Origin of the sequence: Natronomonas gomsonensis (assembly GCF_013391635.1) — an archaeon.
Taxonomy (GTDB): Archaea; Halobacteriota; Halobacteria; order Halobacteriales; family Haloarculaceae; genus Natronomonas; species Natronomonas gomsonensis_A.
In genome coordinates this window covers 534,940-560,018 of sequence record NZ_JACAWU010000001.1, presented here as the reverse complement: position 1 = coordinate 560,018, position 25,079 = coordinate 534,940, and the positions used below count along the sequence as shown (strand labels likewise).

The 25,079-nt window shown below is 66.5% G+C and carries 26 protein-coding genes, 1 tRNA gene and 1 other RNA gene; 12 read left to right on the top strand and 16 right to left on the bottom strand.

Annotated features, from left to right (window positions below):
• Nucleotide 1: 1 nt before the first annotated feature.
• Nucleotides 2–1,150, bottom strand: coding sequence for an MBL fold metallo-hydrolase (locus HWX69_RS03085; protein ID WP_178915647.1), 1,149 nt, complete (start codon nucleotides 1,148–1,150; stop codon nucleotides 2–4).
• An 84-nt stretch (nucleotides 1,151–1,234) separates the two neighbouring features.
• Between HWX69_RS03085 and HWX69_RS03080 the strand changes: the two genes are divergently transcribed.
• Nucleotides 1,235–1,864 (top strand): rubrerythrin family protein, encoded by a 630-nt coding sequence (locus HWX69_RS03080; protein ID WP_178915646.1) that lies wholly within the window; start codon nucleotides 1,235–1,237, stop codon nucleotides 1,862–1,864.
• On the opposite strand, the gene HWX69_RS03075 is transcribed toward HWX69_RS03080, so the two are convergent.
• From HWX69_RS03075 to HWX69_RS18250, 5 genes are all read right to left on the bottom strand, one after another.
• Nucleotides 1,865–2,560 carry an Sjogren's syndrome/scleroderma autoantigen 1 family protein gene (locus HWX69_RS03075; protein ID WP_178915645.1) on the bottom strand — a complete coding sequence of 232 codons (696 nt, stop codon included), beginning with the start codon at nucleotides 2,558–2,560 and terminating at the stop codon, nucleotides 1,865–1,867.
• Between the two features lie 37 nt (nucleotides 2,561–2,597).
• Nucleotides 2,598–3,950: an APC family permease gene (locus HWX69_RS03070; RefSeq protein ID WP_178915644.1), complete on the bottom strand. Its 1,353-nt coding sequence runs from the start codon at nucleotides 3,948–3,950 to the stop codon at nucleotides 2,598–2,600.
• 304 nt (nucleotides 3,951–4,254) lie between these two features.
• Nucleotides 4,255–4,328 (bottom strand) — tRNA-Lys (locus tag HWX69_RS03065).
• A gap of 40 nt (nucleotides 4,329–4,368) precedes the next feature.
• The gene (locus HWX69_RS03060; protein WP_178915643.1) at nucleotides 4,369–5,022 is read right to left on the bottom strand and encodes a DUF7119 family protein; all 654 of its coding nucleotides are present in this window, start codon (nucleotides 5,020–5,022) and stop codon (nucleotides 4,369–4,371) included.
• Nucleotides 5,023–5,125: 103 nt separating this feature from the next.
• Entirely contained in the window at nucleotides 5,126–5,260 is a 135-nt protein-coding gene (locus HWX69_RS18250) for a hypothetical protein (RefSeq protein ID WP_255453900.1), read from the bottom strand.
• A 308-nt stretch (nucleotides 5,261–5,568) separates the two neighbouring features.
• Between HWX69_RS18250 and HWX69_RS03055 the strand changes: the two genes are divergently transcribed.
• The 4 genes from HWX69_RS03055 (at nucleotide 5,569) to HWX69_RS03040 (ending at nucleotide 11,609) form a co-directional block, all read left to right on the top strand.
• Nucleotides 5,569–5,910 carry a hypothetical protein gene (locus HWX69_RS03055; protein WP_178915642.1) on the top strand — a complete coding sequence of 114 codons (342 nt, stop codon included), beginning with the start codon at nucleotides 5,569–5,571 and terminating at the stop codon, nucleotides 5,908–5,910.
• Nucleotides 5,911–6,012: 102 nt separating this feature from the next.
• Nucleotides 6,013–7,761, top strand: a complete 1,749-nt coding sequence (locus tag HWX69_RS03050) for a nitrite/sulfite reductase (RefSeq protein ID WP_178915641.1) — start codon at nucleotides 6,013–6,015, stop codon at nucleotides 7,759–7,761.
• A gap of 110 nt (nucleotides 7,762–7,871) precedes the next feature.
• Nucleotides 7,872–10,490, top strand: coding sequence for a PAS domain S-box protein (locus tag HWX69_RS03045; protein WP_178915640.1), 2,619 nt, complete (start codon nucleotides 7,872–7,874; stop codon nucleotides 10,488–10,490).
• Between the two features lie 21 nt (nucleotides 10,491–10,511).
• Entirely contained in the window at nucleotides 10,512–11,609 is a 1,098-nt protein-coding gene (locus HWX69_RS03040; RefSeq protein ID WP_178915639.1) for an aminopeptidase, read from the top strand.
• 7 nt (nucleotides 11,610–11,616) lie between these two features.
• Here the strand turns inward: HWX69_RS03040 and HWX69_RS03035 are convergent, their stop codons facing one another.
• From HWX69_RS03035 to HWX69_RS03015, 5 genes are all read right to left on the bottom strand, one after another.
• A complete protein-coding gene (locus tag HWX69_RS03035) occupies nucleotides 11,617–11,997 on the bottom strand; it encodes a hypothetical protein (RefSeq protein WP_178915638.1) in 381 nt (126 codons plus the stop codon).
• Between the two features lie 89 nt (nucleotides 11,998–12,086).
• On the bottom strand, nucleotides 12,087–13,100 hold the full coding sequence (locus HWX69_RS03030; RefSeq protein WP_178915637.1) for a matrixin family metalloprotease: 1,014 nt from the start codon (nucleotides 13,098–13,100) through the stop codon (nucleotides 12,087–12,089).
• 95 nt (nucleotides 13,101–13,195) lie between these two features.
• Nucleotides 13,196–13,564, bottom strand: an RNA gene (rnpB, locus tag HWX69_RS03025) — RNase P RNA component.
• Between the two features lie 160 nt (nucleotides 13,565–13,724).
• A complete protein-coding gene (locus HWX69_RS03020; protein ID WP_178915636.1) occupies nucleotides 13,725–14,864 on the bottom strand; it encodes a nicotinate phosphoribosyltransferase in 1,140 nt (379 codons plus the stop codon).
• Nucleotides 14,865–14,933: 69 nt separating this feature from the next.
• Entirely contained in the window at nucleotides 14,934–16,379 is a 1,446-nt protein-coding gene (locus HWX69_RS03015) for an Hvo_1808 family surface protein (protein ID WP_178915635.1), read from the bottom strand.
• A 106-nt stretch (nucleotides 16,380–16,485) separates the two neighbouring features.
• Here HWX69_RS03015 and HWX69_RS03010 point away from each other — a divergent pair, with 106 nt between their 5' ends.
• Nucleotides 16,486–17,064, top strand: coding sequence for a cysteine hydrolase family protein (locus HWX69_RS03010; protein WP_178915634.1), 579 nt, complete (start codon nucleotides 16,486–16,488; stop codon nucleotides 17,062–17,064).
• A gap of 113 nt (nucleotides 17,065–17,177) precedes the next feature.
• A complete protein-coding gene (locus HWX69_RS03005; RefSeq protein ID WP_178916592.1) occupies nucleotides 17,178–18,458 on the top strand; it encodes an MFS transporter in 1,281 nt (426 codons plus the stop codon).
• On the opposite strand, the gene HWX69_RS03000 is transcribed toward HWX69_RS03005, so the two are convergent.
• Nucleotides 18,455–18,913 carry a PaaI family thioesterase gene (locus tag HWX69_RS03000; protein WP_178915633.1) on the bottom strand — a complete coding sequence of 153 codons (459 nt, stop codon included), beginning with the start codon at nucleotides 18,911–18,913 and terminating at the stop codon, nucleotides 18,455–18,457. The two genes, HWX69_RS03005 and HWX69_RS03000, sit on opposite strands and share 4 nt — an antisense overlap.
• A gap of 104 nt (nucleotides 18,914–19,017) precedes the next feature.
• On the opposite strand from HWX69_RS03000, the gene HWX69_RS02995 reads away from it, so the two are divergent.
• Nucleotides 19,018–19,299 (top strand): hypothetical protein, encoded by a 282-nt coding sequence (locus HWX69_RS02995; RefSeq protein WP_178915632.1) that lies wholly within the window; start codon nucleotides 19,018–19,020, stop codon nucleotides 19,297–19,299.
• 25 nt (nucleotides 19,300–19,324) lie between these two features.
• On the opposite strand, the gene HWX69_RS02990 is transcribed toward HWX69_RS02995, so the two are convergent.
• Nucleotides 19,325–19,981 carry a lactate utilization protein gene (locus HWX69_RS02990; RefSeq protein WP_178915631.1) on the bottom strand — a complete coding sequence of 219 codons (657 nt, stop codon included), beginning with the start codon at nucleotides 19,979–19,981 and terminating at the stop codon, nucleotides 19,325–19,327.
• Nucleotides 19,982–20,149: 168 nt separating this feature from the next.
• On the opposite strand from HWX69_RS02990, the gene HWX69_RS02985 reads away from it, so the two are divergent.
• The 4 genes from HWX69_RS02985 to HWX69_RS02970 all read left to right on the top strand — a co-directional run bounded on the left by HWX69_RS02985 (nucleotide 20,150) and on the right by HWX69_RS02970 (nucleotide 23,205).
• Entirely contained in the window at nucleotides 20,150–20,326 is a 177-nt protein-coding gene (locus HWX69_RS02985; protein ID WP_178915630.1) for a DUF5786 family protein, read from the top strand.
• A gap of 157 nt (nucleotides 20,327–20,483) precedes the next feature.
• Entirely contained in the window at nucleotides 20,484–21,716 is a 1,233-nt protein-coding gene (locus HWX69_RS02980; protein WP_178915629.1) for an MBL fold metallo-hydrolase, read from the top strand.
• A gap of 70 nt (nucleotides 21,717–21,786) precedes the next feature.
• Nucleotides 21,787–22,356: a 5' nucleotidase, NT5C type gene (locus tag HWX69_RS02975; RefSeq protein WP_178915628.1), complete on the top strand. Its 570-nt coding sequence runs from the start codon at nucleotides 21,787–21,789 to the stop codon at nucleotides 22,354–22,356.
• Nucleotides 22,357–22,386: 30 nt separating this feature from the next.
• A complete protein-coding gene (locus HWX69_RS02970) occupies nucleotides 22,387–23,205 on the top strand; it encodes an aldo/keto reductase (RefSeq protein WP_178915627.1) in 819 nt (272 codons plus the stop codon).
• Nucleotides 23,206–23,212: 7 nt separating this feature from the next.
• Here HWX69_RS02970 and HWX69_RS02965 read toward each other — a convergent pair whose 3' ends face one another.
• From HWX69_RS02965 to HWX69_RS02955, 3 genes are read right to left on the bottom strand one after another with little or no spacing between them, the layout of a single operon-like run.
• The gene (locus HWX69_RS02965) at nucleotides 23,213–23,530 is read right to left on the bottom strand and encodes a CPCC family cysteine-rich protein (protein ID WP_178915626.1); all 318 of its coding nucleotides are present in this window, start codon (nucleotides 23,528–23,530) and stop codon (nucleotides 23,213–23,215) included.
• A 25-nt stretch (nucleotides 23,531–23,555) separates the two neighbouring features.
• Nucleotides 23,556–23,837: a DUF6360 family protein gene (locus HWX69_RS02960; protein ID WP_178915625.1), complete on the bottom strand. Its 282-nt coding sequence runs from the start codon at nucleotides 23,835–23,837 to the stop codon at nucleotides 23,556–23,558.
• A gap of 51 nt (nucleotides 23,838–23,888) precedes the next feature.
• The gene (locus tag HWX69_RS02955; protein ID WP_178915624.1) at nucleotides 23,889–24,761 is read right to left on the bottom strand and encodes a lipase family protein; all 873 of its coding nucleotides are present in this window, start codon (nucleotides 24,759–24,761) and stop codon (nucleotides 23,889–23,891) included.
• Nucleotides 24,762–25,079 lie beyond the last annotated feature (318 nt).

Here is a 25,079-nt window from a genome sequence, read left to right as displayed (position 1 = left end):
ATCAGTCGGCCGCGACGGCGCAGTTGTTCGGCCCGAGTTCCAGCTCGAAGGCGTCGTCCTCGGCGACGGTCTCGCGGCCGAGATTCGTCGCGATGATGCGCTCGAAGTTCGCGGGCGGTGCCCCCATCGACTCCAGCACTCGCTCGACGAACGCTTCGCGTGACTCCGAGAAGACGGCGAGTCGCTCCCGAAGGTCGCCGAGTCGTGCGGTGTAGGTGCCGTCTTCGGCTGGTTCTGTTCCGGGCGGGACGTGACCCGGTACGATGACCGTCTCGTCGGGGAGCGCTGCGAGGCGTTCGGTGAGCGTCTCGTGGAGCGTTCGGGCGAACTCGGGGGCGGACTCGTCGCCCTTCTGGAGGTCGGGGCGGGGAGCGCCGTCGAGAAAGAGCGAATCCCCCGACAACAGCAGGTCGTCGACGAGCAGCGACACCGCACCCGTGGTGTGGCCGGGCGTCGAGCGCACCTCGATTGTGTGGTCGCCAACGTGAATTCGGTCGCCGTCGGCAACCGTCTCGACCTCGTAGGCGACGCCGCGGTCGGCCGCCGTCTCCGAGAGGTGTGCCCTCGCCCCCGTCGTCTCGGCGACGCGCCGGAGGCCACTGAAGTGGTCGGCGTGGACGTGCGTATCGAGGACGGCTTCGACCGAGGCGCCGTCGGCTTCCGCATCGGCGGCGTAGCGGTCGGCGAACACCCGCAGCGGGTCGACGACGAGTGCCTCCTCGCCGGAGACGACGAGGTAGCCGAGACAGCCGCTCGCGGGCCGGTGGTACTGATACACAGTCGCCGCCGTCGCGTCGCCGGAAATTCGCTGTCGGCGGTACACCCGCGCCCAGCCGTGCATGCCGCCGGCGAGATTGACCGCGTCGACGCCGGCGTCGGTGAGCATCGCCGCGACTTCGGCGCTGGCCTCACCGCGAGGGCAGACGACGACGTAGGACTCCTCGGGGTCGACTAACTCCTCGACGCCACCGGTCGCCTGGGCGCTGAGGAACTTCATGTACGGGACGTTCACCGATTCGACGCTCGGACCGTCGATTCGCCAGGCGTCGACCTCCTCGCGGTTCCGCACGTCGAGGAGAGCGACCCGCCGTCGGGACTCGATGCGGTCGGCGAGTGCCTCCGGAGCGATTTCACCTGCGGTGTCGGACATGCCTCACTCTACGTGTTTCGGTGGCATAAACCGACCCGCCGGCGCGCCGCGGAGTTATTTGTGCGTGGGACACCCACACACCGCATGGACAGTTCCGAGTTCATCGACCGGGTCCGGGCGGACAACGAGACGGCGCTGGACCGCCTCGGTTCCGAGAAGGCACTCGTCGCGACGACGCGGGCCGCACTGGACCGCGAGACGGTGCTCGAAACCGCCGCCGAAGCGGAGGCCCGCGCCGCGGCGACCTTCGAGACGTGGGCCGACGACGAAGCTAACGACGAAGCCCGGGCGGCGTTTGCCGAGGCGGCCGACCGCGAGCGCGACCACGCCGAGCGGGTGTCCGCGCTGGGCGAGGTGGACGCCGGGGACCCTTCCCCCGACGACCTCCACGACTACCTTCGGGGACTCGACGACACCGCCGCCCGTGTCGGTGCGGGACTCGTCGCTCGACCGCTCGTCGCCTCCCGGAGCCTCCTGCAGGTCATCAACTTCTTCGTCAACGAAGGTGACAACGCCGCCGAGACGTTCCGTGACCTCCGAACCGAAACCGACGAACAGGTCGAGGCGGGCGCGGCGCTGTTGGACGCGGTGTGTGAAAGCGACGACGACTGGGAGCGCGCTGCGGTGGCCGCCGGCGAGGCCATCGACGCCGCCTACGGCGAGTATGCCGACAGTCTCGATTCGCTGGGCATCGACCCCAAGCCGGTGTGTTAATCAGACCCGTCGGAGTTCCCGAAGCGTCTCGGTCGCCTCGCGGGCGGCGGCGAAGAGGTCGCGTTTCCGACCCACGTCTCGGGTCTCCTCGGCCCGTCGGGTCAGGTTGGTTATCTCGCGAACGAGCGCCGCCTCCGCCTCGCCGAGGTCGCCAGCCTCCGATTCGGCGGTCGGGCGCTCGCGGCGGGCCGGCGGGTCGACGCGGGCGGGCCGTCGGTCGCGAGCCGGTGCCGGGCGCGTCTCCTCGGCCGTCTGCGTTTCTGCGGGCTGTCGCGTCTCGGCGGGCTGGTCGGCGGCCGGTTCGGTCTCCGGTGTTTCGGGTGTGTCTGGCGTCTCCGGCTGCTCGACACCGGCGTCCACCTCGCCCTCGGCACTCGCAGTGTCGTCGACCTCCGCCTCCCCGTTGGTAGCGGCCTGAGCGTCGGCCGACTCGGCCGTCGCGGTCCCTTCGCCGTTGGCGCCCGCATCGTCGGCGAACTCGCCGTCCTCGGTGACCTCACGCTGGCAGGTCGGACAGAACTCCTTGCCGTCGTAGCGGAACACCGGTGAGTGACACTCCGGGCAGTGGCGGTTCGTCATCGTCGCGCCCTGTAACAGGAGTTCGCTCATCCGCTCCGAGGCTTCCCGTTTCTGTTTGTCGCGCTCGAACTGCTCGCGCAGCTTCTCGCGCTCGGCTTCGCGGTCGAAGTCGCTCATACCCGGACACACGCGATTCCGCCGGAAAAGAACTGCGCTAGGACTCGTGGTCGTGGAGCCGTCGCATCCGCTCGGGGAGGTCCACGCCCGCCTGTCGGAACCGCCGCACCCGAAGCCGGAAGACGACCCATCCCAGACAGAGCCACCCGAAGACGACCGCCCCTATCCACGGGAGTTCGGTGAGCAGCGCGACCCACAACACCACTGCCGAGAGGACACTGCCGACCGCCGTCACCCGGAGCAACGGCAACGGGAGCCGGTACAGCGAGTACTCGTAGCGCTGGGGGAACAGTTTCGGGAGGTTCCACAGCGCCAGCCCACCGACGAAGACGGCGAAGAGAATGGCGAGCGACAGCGAAATCGAGAGGACGACCGGCGACGGTGTGACCGGGACCAGGAGAACCGGCGGCACGCCGAGCAACAGCACCGACCGGTGTGGCGTGTCGAATCGGTCGCCGAGCGCCGCGAATGCCTCGGGAATCACGTCGTCCCGGGCCGCACGCATGATGGTTCGGGAGTAACTGGCGAAGGTGGTGTTGACGGAGGTGAGCGACCCCAACAGCGCCGCGACGACGACCAGACCGACGAGCGGCGCCGGGAGGAACTCCCCCGCGACGGCGGCGACCGCGGCGTCGAGGTCGCCGACCCCGCGCCAGCCGGCGACGCCGACGAAGACGGCCAACAGCGCGACCATGAGCGTCAGTCCGATGGCCGCCGACAGCACGAGAACCCGCGGGATGTTCGCCGCCGGGTTCTCGATTTCTTCGCCGATTTCGATGACCATGCTGAACCCCCGTAGCGGGAAGTGCAGCGAGACGACGGCGACGACGAACGGGCCGACTCCGTTCGGAAGCGGCGGCGTGAAGTTGCCCGCGTCGACGTAGAACGCGCCCGGGACGACGAACGCGAGGATGCCGGCGACGAGGACGGCGACCATCGCCATCTGGAGCCACGCGACGACTCGGATGCCGACGACGTTGATGAGGAGGAAGGCGAGCAGGATGGCGTACATCAGTCCCTCCTGTGGAATCGAGAGGAAGTAGCCGACGTACTCGGCGAAGCCGTCGGCGGTGAACAACAGCCCGGCCCAGACGCCGGGAACGACCATCCACGGCGTCGCAAACCCCCAGAACGGCGCGACGAGCCGTGAGCCGTACACGTACGTGCCGCCGGCGACCGGAATCGCACCACCCAACTGGAGAATCGTCAGCAGGCTAAAAACGAGCGGGACGCCGGCCAAAAGCATCGCGAAGACGACGCTGGGGCCGGCATCCGCCGCCAGCGGCGCTGCGAGGACGAAGATGGCGATGCCGATGACGTTGCCGACCACGAGCCCCGTCGCGCCGAGGAGCCCGACTCGCTGGTCGATGACTCCGTGCTCGGTAGACATTGACAGCCGAGCATCTCGCGGCGACGGGGTAACCGTACCGCCTCCATGCTCCGGCCGTTTATGACTGGCCGCTTTGCTCGTCGCGTGGAACCGAGCAGGCCTCGCGGTGCTCGGCACTGCTCGGTGTATTGCTCCTCACGAAAGCGGGCCGAGAGGGATTTGAACCGGAGCAGGACAGTCGGCCTCGCTCCGCTCGGCCGCTGCGACCTGCAGGGTTCAAATCCTGGGCCGCTTTGCTCGTCGCGTGGAACCGAGCAGGCCTCGCGGTGCTCGGCACTGCTCGGTGTATTGCTCCTCACGAAAGCGGGCCGAGAGGGATTTGAACCCCCGGCCATCTGGTTAAAAGCCAGATGCTCTGCCGGACTGAGCTATCGGCCCTCACGACCGACTTGCCGCGGTTCGCGGTAAATCCTTTCGATTACAGATACTCCTCGAGTGCCTCGGCGACGATGTCGCCGGGGTCGACCTCTTCGAGGGCGGCGTGGCGGCGGAGCTCCCGGTAGGTGTCCGGCGGGATGGACACCGACAGCACCCCGAGGTCGATGCCCTCGGCGGCCAGGGCGTCCTCGACCGTGGCTCCCCCGTTGACGCGGGAGGCGATGGAGCGGACCTCCCGAACGGTGAGGTCGTGGTCGAGCGCCGCCCACGCCAACAGGTACCGCGACTCGCCGGAGACGCGGGCGATGTGTTTGGCGGCAGTGGGTGCGATTTCGCCCAACGCGACGTGGCGGCGGATGGAACGCGGCAAGTCGTGGACCCGGGCCCACTTGCGGATAAACGAGATAGTCGCCTCGCCGTCGGCACGCTCGGCTGCGGCCTTGTACGAACCGGTGCCGCGAACGAGAGCTGCACAGGCGGCGGCCCCCCGAAGCATGTAGACGTTGTCCTCGCTGCCGACGGTGTTGGTGGCGAACCGGCGGACGGTGTCTGCAGCATCCGCGAGGCTCTCGGGGTCGTCGGGGTCGAACTGGACGGCACTGTCGCCGGCGACGCGTGGGTCACGGCGAATGACCGGCTCGCCGACCGGCGACTCGCGGTCGGCCGGCGGCTCTCCGTCCGAGTCTCGATTCATTGCCCTGCGGTACGGCGACCGGGATGAAAAACGTCTCGGCGCTGTGTAACACCGCTGCCAGCGCGATGTTCCGAGCCGCTACGTGGCAGTCTCGCCACGGATGTTAGTCGTCGCGCTCGTCGCGTTCGTCCGACATGTGCTCCCAGATTTCGGTACAGCCGCAGCCGTCCTGCACGTCGTCGAGGTGGCTGGTGTCTATCTCTTCGTCTTCCGGCGTGTCTTCGAGTTGCCTACTCATCGTGAATCCTCCTCGTACAGCTCGGGAGCCACGTCCGCGGAGGTGTGCTGACGCGTCCCCTCGCGCTGTCGGTCTGTCATCGTCGCTCCGTACTACAGCCACCCGTATAAGGGACTCTCAGCCCGTAATCCCTACCCGGGCTCCCGTGTTGCGGACGGTACTGCCCCTTTCTCCGACGGCGCTGTTCGAACGAAAGCGCACGAAGGCGGCCGAATCACTCGCTTGAGCACCGTCACCGAATCTCCGGACGCTCGGCAACGGCTGTGGCGGTCGACGGTCTTACACGCACGCGGGGTCTGACTCCGGGTATGCCGACCTCCGTCCACCAGCTCGACGACGGCGCGTGGCTCAGCGTCAACGACGCACGCGAGGTGAACGTCAGCGACCTCTGGTGGCTCGCCCGACAGGAGTTCTGTTCCTGTGAGATGGCCGATTTCCTCGCCGAGGGGTTCGTCGAAATCGGCGTCGACCACCCGAACGTCGAGGGCCGTATCGCCGGCCAGTGTATCGACTGCGGCGAAAGCGGCGTCACCGATTGGCTGACCTTGGGGCGGGTCGTCGACCCGGAATCGGGCCGGTTCTACCCCGTCGATACCACGAGCGTCCACGTCCCGGAGCGGCGGCGACGCTTGGCCCGCCCACCCGAGTAGTGGCGAACACGAGAAAGCGGTGATTTTCTCCGGAAGGGGTGAGACGCGGGGAGGCTTGACGAGAGGGGGCGTGGTATATGGATGGGAGCGTAGGGTACGGATATGCCGAGCAAGGTCGAGGGCTGGAAGGACGAGGTCTACGGGACGGAAATCCGGGACCACCTCCTCCAGTTCGCCGAAGCGGGATGGAGTTCCATCCCCGAAGACGAACGCGACGCCTGGTTCGAGCGGTTCAAATGGTGGGGACTGTACCACCAGCGGAAGGGCCAGGAGTCGTACTTCATGATGCGCATCGGAACGCCGAACGGTCGGCTGACGCCCGAACAACTCCGGGTCGTCGGCGAAATCGCAACGGAGTACGCCACCGGACCGGTCGAGAACCCCGAGTTCGGCGACGCCTACTGCGATTGGACGACCAGACAGTCCATCCAACTCCACTGGATTCAACTGCAGGACATCCCCGACATCTTCGAGAAACTCGAGGCACACGACCTCTCGACGATTCAGGCCTGCGGCGACTCCTGGCGCAACATCGTCGGCTCACCCGTCGCGGGCCGAGACGCCGACGAACACCTGAACGCCTGGCCCGTCATCCAGGAACTCCACGAGGAGTTCAAGGGCAACGACGACTTCTCGAACCTCCCGCGGAAGTGGAAGGTCTCTGTCACCGGCGACACCCGCGGCTCCGGACAGGGCGATATCAACGACCTCGCGTTCGAGCCGGCGGTCAAGGAAATAGACGGCGAGGAAGTCAAGGGCTTCAACACGCTCGTTGGCGGCGGCCTCTCCCGGAAGGAGGAGCGCTTCGCCCGCGACATCGACGTGTTCGCCCGCCCCGAGAACGTCACCGACGTGTCGGCCGGCATCTCGGCGCTGTTCCGCGACCACGGCGACCGCGAAGACCGCTTCAACGCCCGCATCAAGTTCCTCGTCGACGAGTGGGGCCCCGAGAAGCTCCGCCGCGTCCTCCAGGAGGAGTACATGGAGTACGAACTCCCCACGGCGGGGGAGAACCTCCGAGAGCAGTACAACTACAACGCCGGCAAGGCCGACGAACCCGGCGACTACATCGGCGTCCACGAACAGAACGACGGCCAGTACTTCGTCGGACTCTCCGTGCTCGTCGGCCGCCAGTCGGCCGACGACGTCATCGAACTCGCGGACCTCGCCGAGGAGTACGGCTCGAAGATGATCGGCATCACCCAGCGCCAGAACCTCATCGTCGCCGACATCGCCGAGGATGACCTCGAGGAGTTCCTCGACGAACCACTTCTGGATGAGTACTCGCCGGACCCCCACCCGTTCATGCGCGGCTCTATCGCCTGTACGGGCACCGAGTACTGTTCCCTCTCCATCGTCGAGACGAAGAATCGGATGGTCCGGTACGCTCGCTGGCTCAAGGAGAACGTCGAAGTTCCCGACGGCGTCGAGGACTTCCACATCCACCTCTCGGGCTGTACGGCCTCCTGTGCCCAACCGCAAATCGCCGACATCTCCCTGCGCGGGATGAAGACCCGCAAGGACGGCGAACCCGTCGAGGCCTTCGACATCGGACTGGGCGGCGGCTTGGGCGAGAACCCGCAGTTCGCCGACTGGGTCGAGATGCGCGTCGCCGCCGACGAGGTGCCGGGGTACATCGACAACCTGCTCCGGGTCTACGAGTCCGAACGCGAAGACGGTGAGTCGTTCCGCGATTTCATCGCTCGACACGAGGATGACGAACTCACCGGGATGGCCGAACCGGAGGAGACCTCCTACGAGGACCCCTACCTCGGCAACACGAAGATGACGTGGTACCCCTACGCCGAAGACACCGAGATGGACGCGGCGCCGACGCCCGCAGACGACTAGCCTTCCGGTTTCTTACAAACCTCTAAAACTGCAATAGAGGTGTCGAGAGGCGTTTTCACGCCGTGATTACGAGCGCGCGTTTTAATGGTCTCAAACCGATAGTGCTGACTATGGGTGGGGGAACGATTCACGTTCTGTACGTCGACAGCGGGCCACCGTCTGCTGACGACATATCGAGGCGACTCGAATCCGCACGCGAGAGCCTTCGGGTGACGACCGTCGATTCGGGGTCCGTCGACGCGCTGTCGACTGAGCTCGCCGACTGCGTGGTGTGTGACTGTGCGATTTCGGATCCGAACGCGTCCGAACTCTTGGAAGCCGTTCGTGAGGAGGGCACCGGGGTCCCGCTCGTGCTGTTTACCGATGACGTGGGCGAACGGACGGCCGACGAATCGATTCCGTCTTTCGTCGACGCCTACGTGCCCAAACAGGGCGAGGGCCGCGACCACGAGCGCCTGCTGGGGCGCATCGAGGACCTCGTCTCTCGGCACCGTTCGGAGACGAACTATCGGGAAGTGTTCGAGAAGGCGGCCGTCGCGATGTCGGTTCGCGACCCCGAAACCGGGCGATTCCTCGACGTCAACGAGCGGTACTGCGAACTCACGGGCTACTCGCGGGGAGAACTCATCGGCCGAACGAGCGAAGAGGTCGGCGGGCAACAGGAGGGATACACCGCCGACCGCGCCCACGAACTGCTCCGGGAGACCGTCGAGGAGGGGTCACAGACCGTCGAGTGGGTCAACAAACGGCGCGACGGTACGTCCGTCCGCGTCGAGGCGACGCTGAAGCCCGCCGAAATCGACGGACGGACGAGAGTGCTCGTCAGCATCCGCGACATCACCGACCAGCGCGAGCGGGAGGCCGAAATCGAGCGGAAAAACGACCTGCTGGAGCGGACGCAGCGAATCGCTCACATCGGCGGCTGGGAGTACGACGTCGAGGCCGAGGAACTCCGCTGGACCGACGAGATTCGGCGCATCCTCGGTGTCCCGCTCGATTTCGCCCCCGACCCCGAGGCGACGCTCGAGCGCTATCATCCGGACGACCGCCCTCACGTTCGACGGGCTATCGAGGAGGCAATCACCGACGGAGAGCCGTTCGACATCGAAGTTCGTGGTCGTGCCGACGACGGGGCGTTCCGGTGGCTCCAAATCAGGGGTGACCCACAGCGAGGTGCGGACGGTGCCCTTCGAATCAGGGGGACGGCACAGGACATCACCGACCGGAAACGCCGCGAAGATCGGCTACACGAACTGCACCGCCGGACTCGCGAACTGATACGTGCGGGAACGCCGACCGAAATCGCACACATCGCGGTCGAAACGGCCGAGGAGACCCTCGAGTTGCCGCTCAGCGGTATCCACCTCGACGACGGTGACGGAACGCTCCGGGCCGCCGCCGTGACGGATGCGGTGCGCGAACACGTCGGTGAGACTCCCGACTACGACCGTTCGAGTGCCGACTACGGCGACACGCTCGCCTGGGAGGTCTTCGAGTCCGGGGAGTCCCGACTCATCGAGGACACCGACGCCGACGGCGCCCTCGATATCGACTCCCCGATTCGGAGCGGGTTGGTTTACCCCCTCGGCGACCACGGGGTGTTCATCACCTCCTCGCTCAATCCCGAGCAGTTCGGTGAGGAAGAGCAGGCGTTCGCGGAGATGCTGGCAGCGACGACGACGGCGGCGCTGGACCGCGCCGAGCGTGAACAGCGATACGACGCCATCTTCAACCAGACCTTCCAGTTCACGGGACTGATGGAACCCGACGGGACGCTCATCGAGGCCAACGATGCGGCACTCGAGTTCGTCGATGCGACTCGCGAGGAAGCCACCGGGAAACCGCTGTGGGATACGCCGTGGTTCCAGTACGACGACAGCACCCGGGAGATGGCCCGAGAGGCAGTTGAACGGGCACAAAACGGCGAGTTCTTCCGCGACGAACTGCCGATTGTCGGCGGCGACGGCGAGGAAATCATCACCGACTTCTCCCTTCGACCAGTCACCGACGAAAACGGTCAGGTTACCCTGCTCGTCCCCGAGGGTCGGGACATCACCGAACTCAAAGAGCGGGAGGCCGAACTCGAACGGAAAAACGAGCAACTGGAGGAGTTCGCGAGCGTCGTCTCTCACGACTTGCGAAATCCGCTCGCGGTCGCGAGCGGCCACCTGGAGTTGGCGCTTCAGGAGTACGACGACGACAACCTCGAGTACGTCAAGGAGGCCCACGACCGGATGGAGTCGCTCATCGACGACTTACTGGCGCTGGCCCGACAGGGAACTTCGGTCGACGAGCGCAGGGTCGTCGACCTCGGTGCGACCGCTCGCCGCTCGTGGCGAACCGTCGAAACGCGGGATGCGACTCTCCGAATCGCGTCGAACGGCTCCTTCGAGGCCGACCCGAGTCGCCTCGGGCAACTGTTCGAGAACCTGTTTCGCAATGCGGTTGAATACGCCGGCGACGCCCCGACAGTGACCGTCGGCGTACTCGACGGCGGCGAGGGGTTCTACGTCGAAGACGACGGTCCCGGAATCCCGCCGGAGCGACGCGACCGGGTGTTCGAGGCCGGCCACACGACCAGCGAGACGGGGACGGGCTTCGGACTCCGAATCGTCGAGCGCATCGCCACCGCCCACGGGTGGGACATCGAGGTGACCGAAGGCGCCGACGGCGGTGCTCGCTTCGAGGTGACCGGGGTCGAGATGCGTGTGGACGGAAAGACCGTTTAGCACCCCGGTCGAGGTGAACGTATGGACGAACGCGTACGCGAACACGCCGAGGTACTCGTCGAGTGGAGCGCACGAATCGAGGCAGGCGACGACGTCCTCGTCGACGTCGCCGAGGACGCCCACGAGTTGGGCGTCGCCGTCGCCGCGAAACTCGGCGAGGTCGGTGCCAACGTCGTGACCACCTACGGCTCCGACGAACTCGCCCGGGCGTATCTGAAGGCCCACGACGGCGACTTCGAAGCCGGCGACCACGAACTCGCGCTCGTGGAGAACGCCGACAGCTACCTCCGGTTGGGCGGCGGCCGCAACACGACGGCGACGGCGGACGTCGACAGCGAGACGCGGCAGGCCTACACCCGCGCCCGAAGCGACGTTCGGGAAGCGCGGATGGACACCGACTGGGTGTCGACGGTCCACCCCACCCGGAGTCTCGCCCAGCAGGCCGGCATGGCCTACGAGGAGTATCAGGAGTTCGTCTACGACGCCGTGCTGCGCGATTGGGAGTCGCTGGCCGAACGGATGGCGAAGGTCAAGGAGGTCCTCGACGACGGCAGCGAGGTGCGTCTCGTCACGGAACGGGAGGACAGGCCGTCGACCGACATTACGATGTCAATCGAGGGTCGGACCGCGGTGAACTCCGCGGCGTCGGTGGCCTACGACTCCCATAACCTTCCCTCCGGAGAGGTGTTCACCGCCCCCTACGACACCGCAGGCGAGGTGTTCTTCGACGTGCCGATGACCATCAACGCCCGCCGGGTTCGGAACGTCCACCTCGTCTTCGAGGACGGCGAGGTGGTCGACTTTTCGGCCGAACAGGGCGAGGACGCCCTCCAGTCGGTGTTGGACACCGACCCCGGCGCTCGACGCCTCGGCGAACTCGGCATCGGGATGAACCGCGGCATCGACCGCTTCACCGACAACATCCTCTTCGACGAGAAGATGGGCGACACCGTCCACATGGCGGTCGGCCGTGCCTACGATTCGAATCTCCCCGACGGCGAGACGGGCAACGAATCGGCCGTCCACGTCGACATGATTACCGACGTTTCGTCGGCCTCGCGGCTGGAGGTCGACGGCGAGGTAATCCAAGAGGACGGCCAGTTCTGGTTCGAGGGGTAGCGAGCAGTCAGTCCCTGTCGCGCTCGTCGTTCGGGTCGGAGGGAATCACCCGTGCGACGGCGTCGTCGAACGTTTCGGCGTACGTCGCCGTCAGTTGACTCATCGACAGCACCGTCGTGAGAAAGCGGTCTTCGGCGCGGTCGGACAGTTCCTGCATCGAGTCGAAGCGTCCGTCGACGACTCCGTGGACACACCCCGAATCCACGCCGGTCGTGCGTTCGATGGCGTGTAACTGCATGTGCGTCATCGCGCGGGCGGCACTCGTCGTCTCCCGCTGGAGAGTCGACCCGGTCGAAATCAACTCGAAGGCCGTCCGACTGAGTTTCCGTTGGGCTTCGGTGGCGTCGGGCAGTGGGGAGAGTCGCCCGCCGGGTAGTACGTGTTCCATGGTAGCACTCCGCGTCTGTCAAGCAAGTTTCACTCCGTGCGTATAAACGTTCGTCGGAGTTCGAAATTCAATACCGGTCGTCGTCGAAGCTACTCCCACCACGCGCTCCGCCGTTCCTCGTAGCTCGCGCTCTCTCTGAGCGGTTCGGGGTACTCGCTGTCGTCGGTGTGTCCGAACCCGGTTCCCAGCCACCGGCCGACGTGCCAGCCGATTACGTCGACATCGAGGTCGGCCAACACGATAGTTAGCGAGTCGTAGTACTCCAGGGCGCCGTCGCCGTCCTCGTCGCCGCCCGAGAGGGTACCGCAGGACCCCGGGCCGGTTCGACACGAGGTCGTCTCGCCGAACTCGATGACGATGTCGGCCGATTCGCGCGAATCGGCGGCGTAGAACGTCACGTTCTCAGGGACGGTGCCGTCGGCGCCGTCGGCGTAGTAGCCGAGTGCGGCCCGGACCTGCCGTCTGGCTTCCTCGCGGTCGGCCTCCGGCAGCGACTCGTAGTCGGCGTACACGAGGAGGTCGTTCGTCCGCCAGGGCAGCGCGCGGTCGGTCGCGTTCGGCTTCGGGACGGTGTTCAACGACGAGTACGCCTGCATGACTTCCTGTGGGGCATCACCGTGGCGCAACCCGAGGGTGTGTCCGAACTCGTGTTTCAGCACCTGGACGGTCGAATCGCCGGAGAGACCGGTGCGGACCCGCACGTCGACCGGCCGGTCGACCTGCCGGGCGTCGGTCAGAACGGGCGCACAGCCGGCGGTGTGTTCGTCGCTGTGGGCGCCACACTCGGAGACGCGCTCGACGAATCGGACGCGGATGTCGGCGTCCTCGGCGGAGTCGACCACCTGTAGCCCCACGTCATAGCCCGCGTACCGCTGGCTGTTCTCGGTCCAGTAGGCCGCCGCGCGGTGGACCAGCCGTCGGTAGTCGCGGTCGTCGCCGGCCGGTGGTTGGTAGCTGACCGTGATGACGTCCGAGCGCCAGTGGTTGTCGGGGTCGCCGTCCCAGTTGTCGGTGTGTTCGAGAACGTCCGGATTTATCGGTCCGACACACCCCGACAGGGCGAGCAACAGCGCGACAGCGACGGCACACCACCGACGATTCATCGACTCGACGGACGCGTGTGAAATAAAAGACAGTTTCGACCGGTTCGGCGGGGCGAAGCGCCGACTCTCGGCAGGGCCGCCGCTGTTCGCGTAGTGGCTGAGGGTAGTAAGCCCCCTTCTGTTTTCACCCGGCATTCGGCTGAGCACCCGTCGCGTCTCCGGGCTACCAAGTGCGACGGGCTTGCACCGGTGAGGATTCGCCGTTCCATCCGTTCTTCCGCGTCTACTCGCGGTCTAACGACCACGCGCGCTCGGCGGGTCAACTCCCTTCCCTTACGGGTCGGTTCGCGCGCTCGCGGCGGGGCCGCAAGCGCCGAGAGCCGCCGTCGGCGGCCCTCGCGCCTCATCGCTCGGCGGAAGTGGTCTCGTTTCTGTTCCAGTGCCAGCGGTCTCCCGCTCCGGGCTTGCGCCCGGTCACCTGCCCGGAGGGTGGGGGGACTTTCCTCATGAGCGTGCCCACGGCACGTTATAAATCGGCGGCATAGCCGCCGACACGCGCGCCCACGGCGCGAAACGCCGGAACGGCGAAGCCGTCGAGGGCGAACCCACGGGGACCGGGCTTCCTCTGCCGTTCGTCGGTAGGCGAGTCGCCCGTTTAAGGGATTCGGTGGTCCGAGCGGCGACTCACTCGGCGGCCCGGAAGCCGACGCGTCGGGCGTCGGCCGCCGCGCGGTCGATGGCCGCATCGAGGTCGAACTCGGCGACGACCTCGCCGTCGCGGACGAGCGGTTCGAACAGCGACTCGCCGTCGGTCGGCCCCGGTTCGTCGGCCAAGGCGACGTGGTGGCCGCCGTCGGGCGTCCGGTACACCGATTTCGTCCCCGAGAGTTTGCCCTTCTTGGCGGCCGGTTCGCCCTCGATTTCGACGATGTCGAGGGCGAAATCCACCGGGTCGGCGTTGGAGATGTAACTGCCGACGCCGAAGCCGTCGGCCACGTCGCGCAGTTCCCGAATCGTCTCGGGCGTGATGCCGCCGCTGACGAATATCTCGACGTCCTCGTGGCCCTCGGCGTCGAGTTCCCAGCGGGTCTCGCGGATGATGTGCCGGAAGTCGCCGCGCCGAGAGCCGGTCGTATCGAGGCGGACGCTGTCGAAGCCCAACTCCGCGGCGCGAACCGCCTCGTCGGCCTCGTCGTCGTAGGTGTCACACAGTGCGATGCGGGGAATCTCCTCGTCGACCGCCTCGTCGAAGGCCCGCCAGGCCTCCTCCTGATTCCCGGGACCGAAACATATCATCAGCGCGTGCGGCATCGTCCCCGACGCGGTCCGGTCGAGCTGGTCGCCGGCGGCGACGTGGGAGAAGCCGTCGAGGCCGGCCAACAGCGCGTTCCGCTCGACGACGGTGGCGATAGAGGGGTGGACGTGGCGGGCGCCGAAACTCAGAATCGAACTGTCGGGAGCGGCCCGCCGCGCCTCCAGTGCCGCCGTCGCGATGCCGGAGGCGTGAGAGAGAAAGCCCAGAAGCGACGTTTCGAGCCGACAGAACTCCAGGTACGGCCCCTCGATGCGCATCACGGGGCCGCCGTCGAACAGCGTCCCCTCCGGCAGGGCGTCTACGTCCACGTCGTAGCCCGCCAGTAGGTTCGCGGCGTCTCTCACGCCCGCGAACACCTCGAAGGCGCCGGTGGCGAACTGGTCTGCGGTCACTTCCGCGACGACTTCGGGGTTCCGACCGGCGTGTTCCAGCGCCTCCTCTGTCCGCAGGAAGTAGGCGTCCGTCGCCCGGCCCTCGACGATGGCGGACTCCGGAACGATGTCGAACATATCGGTGACTCGTGGGGCACGTCGAAAAAGGTAGTCGTTGTCCGCCGGAGTGTCGCTGTCGCCGTCCAATCAGCCGTCGGCCGGTGCGTACACGTCGCCGAGGTCGTCGACGGTCGGTGCGTGGACGACCGTCACCGACCGGCCGTCCCGCTCGACCCACACCGCGCCGTCGAAGGGGCTGTCGGCGGCGGTGAACCGCCAGACGGTCGACTCCTCGCGGGTTTCGACGGTCTCGGCGCCCCAGTACTCCAGCAGGTCGGCGTGGCCCCCGTGGAACTCGGTGGCGTTGGCCCGGTCGTCGAACGTGACGTTCCAGACGTAGGCGGTTTCGTCGCCGGCGGCGTAGGCGTGGAGTCGGTCGGCGTACCACCCCTCGGCGTAGGAGACGTCGTAGGTGAACGGCCGGGTCGAATCGAGTCGCCCGGTGGTCGCGTTGCGGTTGTAGAAGGCTCCGCTGTCGATGAGCGCGTTCTCGCGGTCGTAGTCGTCGGCGAGCGTGTAGGCGAACATCGAGACGAGGCCGGCCTGTCCGACCGTCGCGTAGTCGGGGCCGTTCGTCGGGGCGACGCGGTTCCACTCCTCGTCGGTTCGGTCGGCGACCGTTGCCGTTCCGTAGTCGTCAGTGCCGTAGGTGCGGGGATACACTATCTCTGCGCTGGTGTCGGGGACGTCGCCGTACATGTCGTCGATTTCACCCCATCCGCCGCGCTCGCGGTGGTGATTGACGAACGACGGCCCCTCGGAGTACGGGAAGAAGCCCGCGTAGTAGACGCCGAAGTGGAAGTTCTCCCCGGGGGCGCCGGCCGAGCTACCCGTATCGACGCTGACACACTCCCACTCGCCGCTCTCGCAGTTGCGGCGGTAGGCGTTCTCGACAACCGTCGCGTCGCCCTCGACGAGGCCGTTGCGAGCGTTGACCGTGTCCATCGTTCCGGTGGGCAGCGACGAGAGGTTGAACCGCTGGTCCTGCAGGGCGTGGACGAGTTCGTGGGCCAGCGTGAGTTCGCCCTCCAGCGTCGCGGGGTCGGACTCGCTGACGATGACGAGTCGTTCGCTTCCCGGTTGGTAGAACCCGAGGACGTTGTCGCCGCGGTTCCCCCGCCGTACGTCGACGCTGTCGCGGTCCGACCCGACCAGCAACAGCGCCTCGTACTGGGTGTTCTGCAAGATGCGAGTATTCTCGCCGGGCGTCGGCGTGGTGACGTTGCCGAACTCCTCGCGGTACTCCCGCCGAGAGATGATGTCGACGTCGACGCGCTCCTCGAAGCGCTGATTCCGCAGCAGTTGGACGCGTGCCATCGCCCGCGAGACGACCGCCTCCTGTTGACCCTCCGTGAGTCCGTCGGAAGCGTCGAACTCGAAGGTGTCGTTGTGCCAGTAGCCGTCGTAGTAGCCCAACTGCTCGTCGTCGGGCGGTGGGGCGGGTTCGGGCGCGGGCGACTGATAGCCGGCCGAACAGCCCGCTAGAACGAGCAGCACCGCCAGAGCAATCGCAGCCGTCGGTCGCCGCTTCATTACCGACACCGACGGCCTCCACGAGCAAAAGTTCACGGCAGTCGGACAGCCCGGTGGCCTCGCCCGCGGGATAACGGTTTTGCGCTCGCCGCCCGAATCGCAACCCATGAGCCTCCAATTGAACCCGGACAGCACCGCCGCCGTCGTCGTCGACATGCAGAACGGCTTCTGTCACCCCGATGGGTCACTGTACGCGCCCGGGAGCGAGGAAGCCATCGAGCCGTGTGTCGACCTCGTGGACGACGCCCGCGCCGCGGGTGCGTCAGTCGTCTTCACCCGCGACGTACACCCGCCCGAGCAGTTCGAGGGCAACCACTACTACGACGAGTTCGACCGCTGGGGTGAACACGTCCTCGAAGGGTCGTGGGAGGCCGAGTTGGTCGAAGAACTCGACCCACGCGACGACGAGTTGGTCGTCGTGAAACACACCTACGACGCCTTCCACCAGACCGAACTGGAGGGGTGGCTGGAGAGCCACGCCATCGACGACCTCCTCATCTGCGGGACACTGGCGAACGTCTGTGTGCTCCACACCGCCGGCAGCGCCGGACTCCGAGACTACCGGCCGATTCTCCTCGAAGATGCCGTCGGCTACATCGAGGACGACCACCGCGAGTACGCCCTCGAACACGCCGAGTGGCTGTTCGGCGAAGTCCACGCACGAGAGGAGATAACCTTCGCCTGATTCGCCTGCAACGTCGCCCGAAGCGTCGACCGCGTCCTCCCGTCGGACCGCCTTCGGCCGGACGCCCGCCGCCGGCACAACACTTAGGACGAACTGTCGAAAACGTGTCGGGAGTGAACGTCCTCACCGACCCGACGAAGCGTCGATGGCTCGCCTTCGGTGCGCTCGCGACGGTGTTCTTGCTCGTCAACCTCCACCGGCTCTCGACGGCCGTTCTCTCCGAACAGCTCACCGCGGATTTCGGGACGACGGCCGCCCAACTCGGGACGCTGCACGCCTCCTTCTTCTACATCTACGCGCTCATCCAGATTCCGACCGGCGTGTTGGCCGACCGCTACGGTCCGCGCTACGTCGGCAGCGCCGGAGCGGCCGTTCTCAGCACCGGCGCCGTCGCGTTCGCACTCGCGGACGGCTACGGCGCGGCGCTCCTCTCGCGGGCGCTCATCGGAACCGGCAGCGGCGTCATCTTCGTCTCCATCCTCCGGTTCTCCGCGAACTGGTTTCGCGCCGGCGAGTTCGCGACGATGACCGGTCTCACGGGGGCGATGGCCGGCCTCGGTGCGATTTTGGCGACGACGCCGCTGGCACTGGCCGCCGAAGCCGTCGGCTGGCGACCGACGCTGCTCGCGCTCGGTGCCGTCGGCTTCGCGGGCGGCCTCGGGGTGTTCGTCTTCGTTCGGAAATCGCCCGCCGATGCAGGCCTCGACCCCATCCAGGGCGTGCCAGAACAGCCCTCCGTGACGCTCCGGGAGACGGGCGCCCACCTCCGGCGACTGCTGGTCGACCTCGACCAGTGGCTGGTCTCGTTCGTCTTCTTCGCGGCGATGGGGATGCTCCTGACGCTGCTCGGCCTGTGGGGGATCCCGTATCTCGTGGTCGTCTACGGACTCGACGTGACGACGGCTTCCTACTACACGCTTCTCGGCAGCGTCGGCTCGCTGTTCGGCCCGCCGCTGCTCGGCCGGCTTTCGGACGCCATCGAGCGCCGTATCCTCCCGATGGTCGTCTCGCTCGGCCTGCTCACCGTCGGTCTCTCCATCATTCCGGTGTTCGGCAAACCGCCGCTGGCCGCCGTCGCCGTCGCGTACTTCCTCTCGGGGTTGCTCTTCGGCGGCGCGTTGCTCGGATTCACCATCGTCAAGGAGCGGTATCCGGCGGGTGCCAGCGGCGTCGCGACGGCGGTGGTCAACACCGCCGGCTTCGTCGGCGGCGCGCTGTTCCCGACGCTGATGGGGCTGGCACTCGACGCCTACCGGACCGACGAGGTCGTCGCCGGCTCGGTCACCTACACCGAGTTCGGCTACCGAGTCGCCTTCGGCATCCTCGTCGGTGCCGTCGCCATCGCCTTCCTGTGTTCGCTGTGGCTGTTCGCTCGCAACCGGCCGGCTGCCTAACTCCGGAACAGCCGGTAGGCGCCCTGTCCGACCGCGATGAGTTCCTCGGAGCCGTCGGGCGTCTCGCTTACGACTTCGATGTAGGAGACGCCGACGGACCCGCCGGCGCGGATGACCTCCGCCGTCGCCGTCAAATCGCCCGCCGCCGGTCGTAGGTAGTTGACGTTGAGGTTGATGGTGGCGATGTCGTCGTCCAGCGGGTCGGTGAGATACGGCCGCAGCGCGATGCCGCCGACCACGTCGATGAGCGTCGAGGCGACCCCGCCCTGCACCGTCGGCGGGTCGGTCGGATTCGTGAGTTTGTCGTCGAAGGGGATGGTACCCACCATCCGCCCCGTTTCGAACTCCTCGACGGTGAACCCGAGCCACGAGAGGAACTCGTGTTCGTTTTCGAGGTACTGCTGGAGCATCGCGACGGCCGCCTCGGGCACGTCGTGTGGTTCGACGTCTGTCATGACTCCTCCTGCCGAGCGCTGAGGCTTGTATGCTGGGGTCACCGCCAGTCGCCGTATTCCGCCCCATGCGTTCAAGTCGGCGGCGGTTCTACGTCGGGGCCACGATGGATGAGTTCGACGCCGAGGCACTGGCGGCCGGCCTGGAGACGTTCGGGGGCGACGAGGCCGAACGCCGTGCAGTCGCACGACACGCCCGCGACCTCGCCGACAGCGGCCGCTACGTCGAGGATGCCGACGTCGAACTCACGCCCGAACACGTCGTCGTCCAGTTGGCCGACGCCCCCGAAGGCAGTCCCGCCGAACGGTGGAACTGGTGGCTCGGCGCCCTGGAGTTCGCCTACGGCGGATACGCGGAGTTCCAACTGCGCCGCTGGAAGAGCGAATGACAAAGAACGGAGCCGAGAACGCCGCTTAGTACCCCAACTGCTCGCGGACGAGCACGACCGTGGTCCGACCCTCTTCGAGTTCCTGCCGGAAGATGAGCTGTTTCGCGACGGCCGACTCGACGCCGTAGGCCTCCTTCGCGCGTTCGTTCTCCAGCGGGTAGGCGACGGATTCGAGTCGGTCCAGTGCGTCCTCGAGCGTCGGGACGATTTTGTTCACGCCGCTGACGATGACGACGTTGCTCGCGGCGAAGGGGTAGGCGCCGATACGGCTCCCCGAGCGGTCCGCCGCGACCAACTCGCCGGTCTGGGCGATGGCGTTGATGCCGCCGAGGAAGTAGTCGGCGGTCTGGGAATCGCGCCGAGCGGCCTGTCGTTCGGCGTCGTCGTCGATGCTCCAAATCCGATCCGGGAGGCTCTCCCAGTCGTGCGTTCCCTCCGAGAGGTACTCGACGAACCCGACTTCTTCGAGCGTCGTCGAGTGGCCGTTCATCACCGAGGCGCCGCTGGGGATGTGTGACTGGAGCGTTTCGAGTGCCTCGTCGGCGGTGTCGACGACCACGACGTCGAATCCGTTGGCTTCGAGGCTCTCGACGGTCGTCTCGATGGCGTCCTCGTCGGGTGTACCGTCGAGTTCGCGTTCGATTTCCGTCTCGTCGATGTAATCGGATTTTTGCTGAGACATAGCGGGGTCGTTCTCGTTCGGTCGTAGTGGTCGTAGCGTGTTAAGCGCTCGCGGACGCCGGTGTTAGGTGGTTACAGTGACGATACGCGACGGTGTGACACGGAGCCCGATGTCATCCGGGGGCGGTATCCCGACGCTTTTCCGTGGCGGGCACGTATTATCGAGTATATGGGCTTCGGTAGTTACGATGAATCCGAGCAGAAGGACCAGAACGTCGAGACCGACGATTCGGAAGCCGTCAACGTCCACGAGAAGGACCACGACGGTGACGTGAACTTCGAGTTCGACGACGAGGAGACGCTCATCGACCGTCTTGGCGAAATGAAAGACGACGACGAGGAGTGACATCGACTGCGAGCGCGTAGCGCCGGCTGTCTCCGAAACAGCGTCCACCGACGGGTCGTGTTCTTTCGTCCGATAGCTTCTGCTCCGTCGGCTGCCTCTGGCGGTTCCGAGGCGAAAACCGACGAAGGCAAACCGCCCGCCCGCCAACGACGGCGTAGTGAACGTCCAGTTCCTCGGCGGCGCGGGCGAAGTCGGCCGCAGCGCCGTCTTCGTCAACGACGCGCTGTTGCTCGACTTCGGCATCAAGACCGACTCGCCGCCGCAGTACCCAATCGGCGACATCGACCCCGAGGCGGTCGTCGTCAGCCACGGCCACCTTGACCACGCCGGCGCGGTGCCGTCGCTTCTGTCCGGTGACGCCCGGCCGCCGATTCACTGGACACCGCCGACGTACGAACTCGCCCTGACGCTGGCCCGCGACACGCTGAAACTCCACGGCGGAACCCCACAGTGTCCGTTCACCGAGGAGGACGTCCGCCGCGTCACCGAGGTTTCGGAGCCCCACGGCTACCGCGAAGCCTTCGAGGCGGCCGGCCACCGCGTCGAGTTCTTCAACGCCGGCCACATCCCCGGCAGCGCCCACGTCCTCGTGGACGACGGGGAGACGCGCTTGTTGTATACGGGCGATTTCCACACCGGAACTCAGCGCCTCGTCTCGCCGACGACCGAACGGCCCGACGCCGACGTCGTCATCACCGAATCGACCTACGCCGACGTGGAACACGAACCCCGGGAAGCCGTCGAATCGCGGTTCGTCGACAGCGTGCGGACGACGCTGTGGGAGGGCGGTACCGTCGTCGTCCCCGCCTTCGCCATCGGTCGGACCCAAGAGTTGATGCTCGTCTGTGACGCCCACGACATCGACTGCTACGTCGACGGGATGGGCAAGGAGGTGACGCGGCTCCTCCGGCAGAATCCCGAGTTCCTCCGCGACGGCGAAGCGATGCGAAAGGCCAACTCCAACGCCCGGTTCGTGACGGGGCGGGACGGCCAGCGCAAACGCATCGCCGACCAATCGACGGTCATCATCACCACGGCGGGGATGCTCTCGGGCGGCCCGGCGATGACCTACATCCCCGAGATTCACGCCAACCCGGTCAACAAGCTCTGCTTTTCGGGGTATCAGGTAGAGGGGACGCCGGGTCGGGAGATACTGGAGACGGGCAGCGCCGAACTCGGTGGTCGACACCTGCAAGTGAGCGCACAGGTCGAATCCTACGACTTCTCCGCCCACGCCGACCGCGACGGCCTGCGGTCGTTCCTCGAAGCGTACCGCGGGACGCCGCTTCTGGTCAATCACGGCGACTCCTGTGCGTGGTTCGCCGGGCAACTGGAATCGGAGGGCCACGACGCGCAAGCGCCCGAGTTGGGCGAGACGGTCGAAGTGTGAGACGGCGTCGTCCGCCGTGTGACGGCGTCCCGAAGTGTAACTTAAGCCGCTCGAACTACTACATCCACTAATGAGTACTCGTCCCCTCTCTCCCGGTTCGACGCTGCTCGTCGACCTCGACGGCGTCGTCGCCGACCAGCTCCCGCGGCTCGTGACACACCTCAACGAGGAGTTCTCCCTTGGCGTTTCTCCCTCTGACATCGACGAGTGGTCCTACGAGCACCCGGCCATCGACGGCCACATCGGGGACGTCATCACCGAGTTGATGACCGAGCGACCGGAGTGGTACTTCGGTGGGATGGACCCAACGCCGGGTGTCGCCGACGCCCTCGGCGCACTCCGCGAGGAGTACCGCGTCGAAATCGCCACCCACCGCGTCCCCGAGACGCACGATGTCTCGAAGGCGTGGCTGGACGAACACGGCGTCCCTTACGACGATTTCCACGAGGAAGTCCCCCGGGACAAGGGCGCCGTACCGGGCGATGCGCTCATCGACGACTACCACACGAACGTCGCAAACGCTCTCGACGCCGGCAAAGCGGGCTTTCTGATGCGACAGCCGTACAGCGACCCCGCGGCCTGCGACGGTGCCCACGTCGTCGATTCGTGGGACGACGTTCGTAATCTCCTCGGCGTGTAGGCTTTTGTTGGTGGCGGCCGATGCTTGCGTATGGACACTTTCGACATCGGCGGCGAACTCACAGTCGGTCGACTCGGCTTCGGCGCGATGCGAATCACCGGCGAGGACATCATCGGCGAACCCGAGGACGTAGAGGGCGCCCGCGACGTACTCCGGCGGGCGAGTGACCTCGTCGACCTCGTCGACACCGCCGACTCCTACGGCCCGGGCGTCTCCGAACGACTCATCGGCGAGACGCTCGCGCCCTACGACGACGTGGTGGTGGCGACGAAGGGCGGGCTACTCCGGAACACCGACGGCGAGTGGCTCCCTCGCGGCGATCCGGATTACCTCCGTAACGCCGTACTGTGCAGTCTCGACCGTCTCCGCGTCGACGAAATCGACCTCTATCAGTTCCACCGGCCGGACCCCGAGGCCGACTTCGAGGAGAGCGTCGCGACGCTCGCCGAGATGAAAGACGAGGGGCTGATTCGACACGTCGGCCTCTCGAACGTCAGCGTCGAGCAACTGGACACCGCCCGCGATATCGTCGACATCGCGACCGTTCAGAACCGCTACAACGTCGGCTATCGCGAGGAGAGCGACGTGCTCGACGCCTGCACGGAGTACGGTATCGGCTTCATTCCGTGGTACCCGCTTGCGGCCAACGACCTGGATTCTGTCGACGGAATTGAGGAGGTGGCCGACGCCCACGACGCGACGCCACAGCAAATCGCGCTGGCGTGGCTGCTCGAACGGTCGCCGGTCGTGCTGCCGATTCCGGGCACATCCAGCGTCGCCCACCTCGAGGAGAACGTCGCCGCCGCCGATATCGAGTTGACGCCCGAGGACGTCGAACGGCTGGCCTGACCGTGGGTCACTCGTAGGGGTAGTTCGGGTCCCGTTCGTCGCCGTCGGGTTCGCGTGTCGACTCGACGACGCCGGGGAGACACGCGCCGAACTCCGCGACGTTCTCGCGGGCCGTCGACAGCGAGACGTAGTTGTAATCGCTCTGGGTGTCGGGGTAGTAGAACCCGAAGAGGTCGTCGAGCCAGCCGCAAATTTCACACACCTCGTAGGAGCCCGGCTGGTTCGGGGTTAGGGTCCGGTAGCCACAGCACGGACAGAACCCCAACTCCCGGGAGACGGGGTTCTCGTCACCGCTCGGGGACCCGCCGGTGCCCTCGTCTACCATACGGGCGATAGCCCTTCCGGGCGTCTCAGTCCTCGTTCGCCGCTACCTTCTCGGCGTGTTTTTCGAGGTCGGCCGCCAGCGTCCGGGCCTCCTCGGCGGAGAGTCGAACCGTCTCGGCGTGGGCTTCGATGTGGTCCAACTGCGTGTTGTCCAACTCCACCTGCAGCGAGACGTGGTCGGGGTTCTCCCGCGGACTCGTCACGTTCACCACGGCGTAGGCCTCTTCCTCGAAGCCGTGCCCCTCGACTTCGCCGTCGAGGAGGTCCAGCGTCGTGTAGGCGTTGACCTTCATGATGCGGTCGGCCATGTCCCGACGGAGGTCACGGAGTGGGGTAAGCGTGACGCCCTCCCGGGGCGTTCACTCCGGGAGGGCGACCTGGTGTTGGATGTCGTAAGGGTGTTCGCCGGCAGTCCACCGGTAGATGTACTCGAGGGCCGTCCGGTCGGTGCGAACGCCGTCGTGGTCCGTCTCGATGGCGACGTTGGTCGCACCCTCGAGTTCGGGGCTCCGCCGGCAGTTCCAGAACAGGGGGTCCTCGGTGCCCCGGAGCGTGTAGTAGTCGACGTCGCCGGGGGTCTCGTTTTCGTTGAGTCGAGCCAGCGGGTGGCCGTCGACCGAGTCGTGGTCGTCGCGGAGGAACTCGCTCACTCGGTAGGGGCCGCGAGCGAACCCGGTGTCCGCACACCACGTGCTGAGGACGGTTCCGTGGTTGGCGCCTGCGAGGCCGACGAAGCTATCGACCCACGACAGCCGGTTCCGGGCGGCGAGCCAGCAGCGTACGCCGGTGACGCCGAGGCTGTGTGCGACGACGTCGACGCTCTCGGCGCCGGTGTACTCCCGGACGGACTCGACGAAGGCGTCGAGTTTCTCAATCATCGCCGCGTGAGTTGGGGTTCCCTCCCGGAACGTCACCGCCCAGAGGTCGTCGCCGCCGTAGCCCCGCCGGAGGAAGAACTCGGCGTGGCGCTCCCAGTCGCAGGCGTCCCGTTGGTTACCGTGGACGAACACCACGGGCGTCCGCTCGCTGCCGGGCTCGGTCCCGTGGTACTCGTGGCCCCCCCAGCCGCCGTAGGCACCGTCCGTCGACCACGGGAGGCGCCCGTCGTCGGCACGGTCGTGGTCACACCCCGTCGCACACCCGCCACGACGGCGCGCGCGCTTGAGTTCGCGGACGCTACGCAGTAGCTCCCGCGAAAACGGCCACCCTTGAGTCGTAGTAGCGAGGGACACACTACCAGTACCCAGGGGGGCACTAGAATATATCCCACCAGCGGGACGAATCCTGTATCAGGGGAAAGTTACTTAACAATGTAATATATTGCCGCTTTCTCGTGGTTTCCATCGCCAGCGGTGTGCGTCCGGTACGCACACACGCGTGCGGTTCACAGTCTGTAAGACCGAACCGTAGACGAGATGAGCGAATCAATAGATGCGGAGCCAAAGCGGCCGCAGTTCAGGGGTTGTGCGTTCTGTTATGCTGGCGAATGGGCGTACTACGGTGCGAAACGGGCTGTCAGGCGGGTGCAGGATTCGAAATAGCGGCGGTTC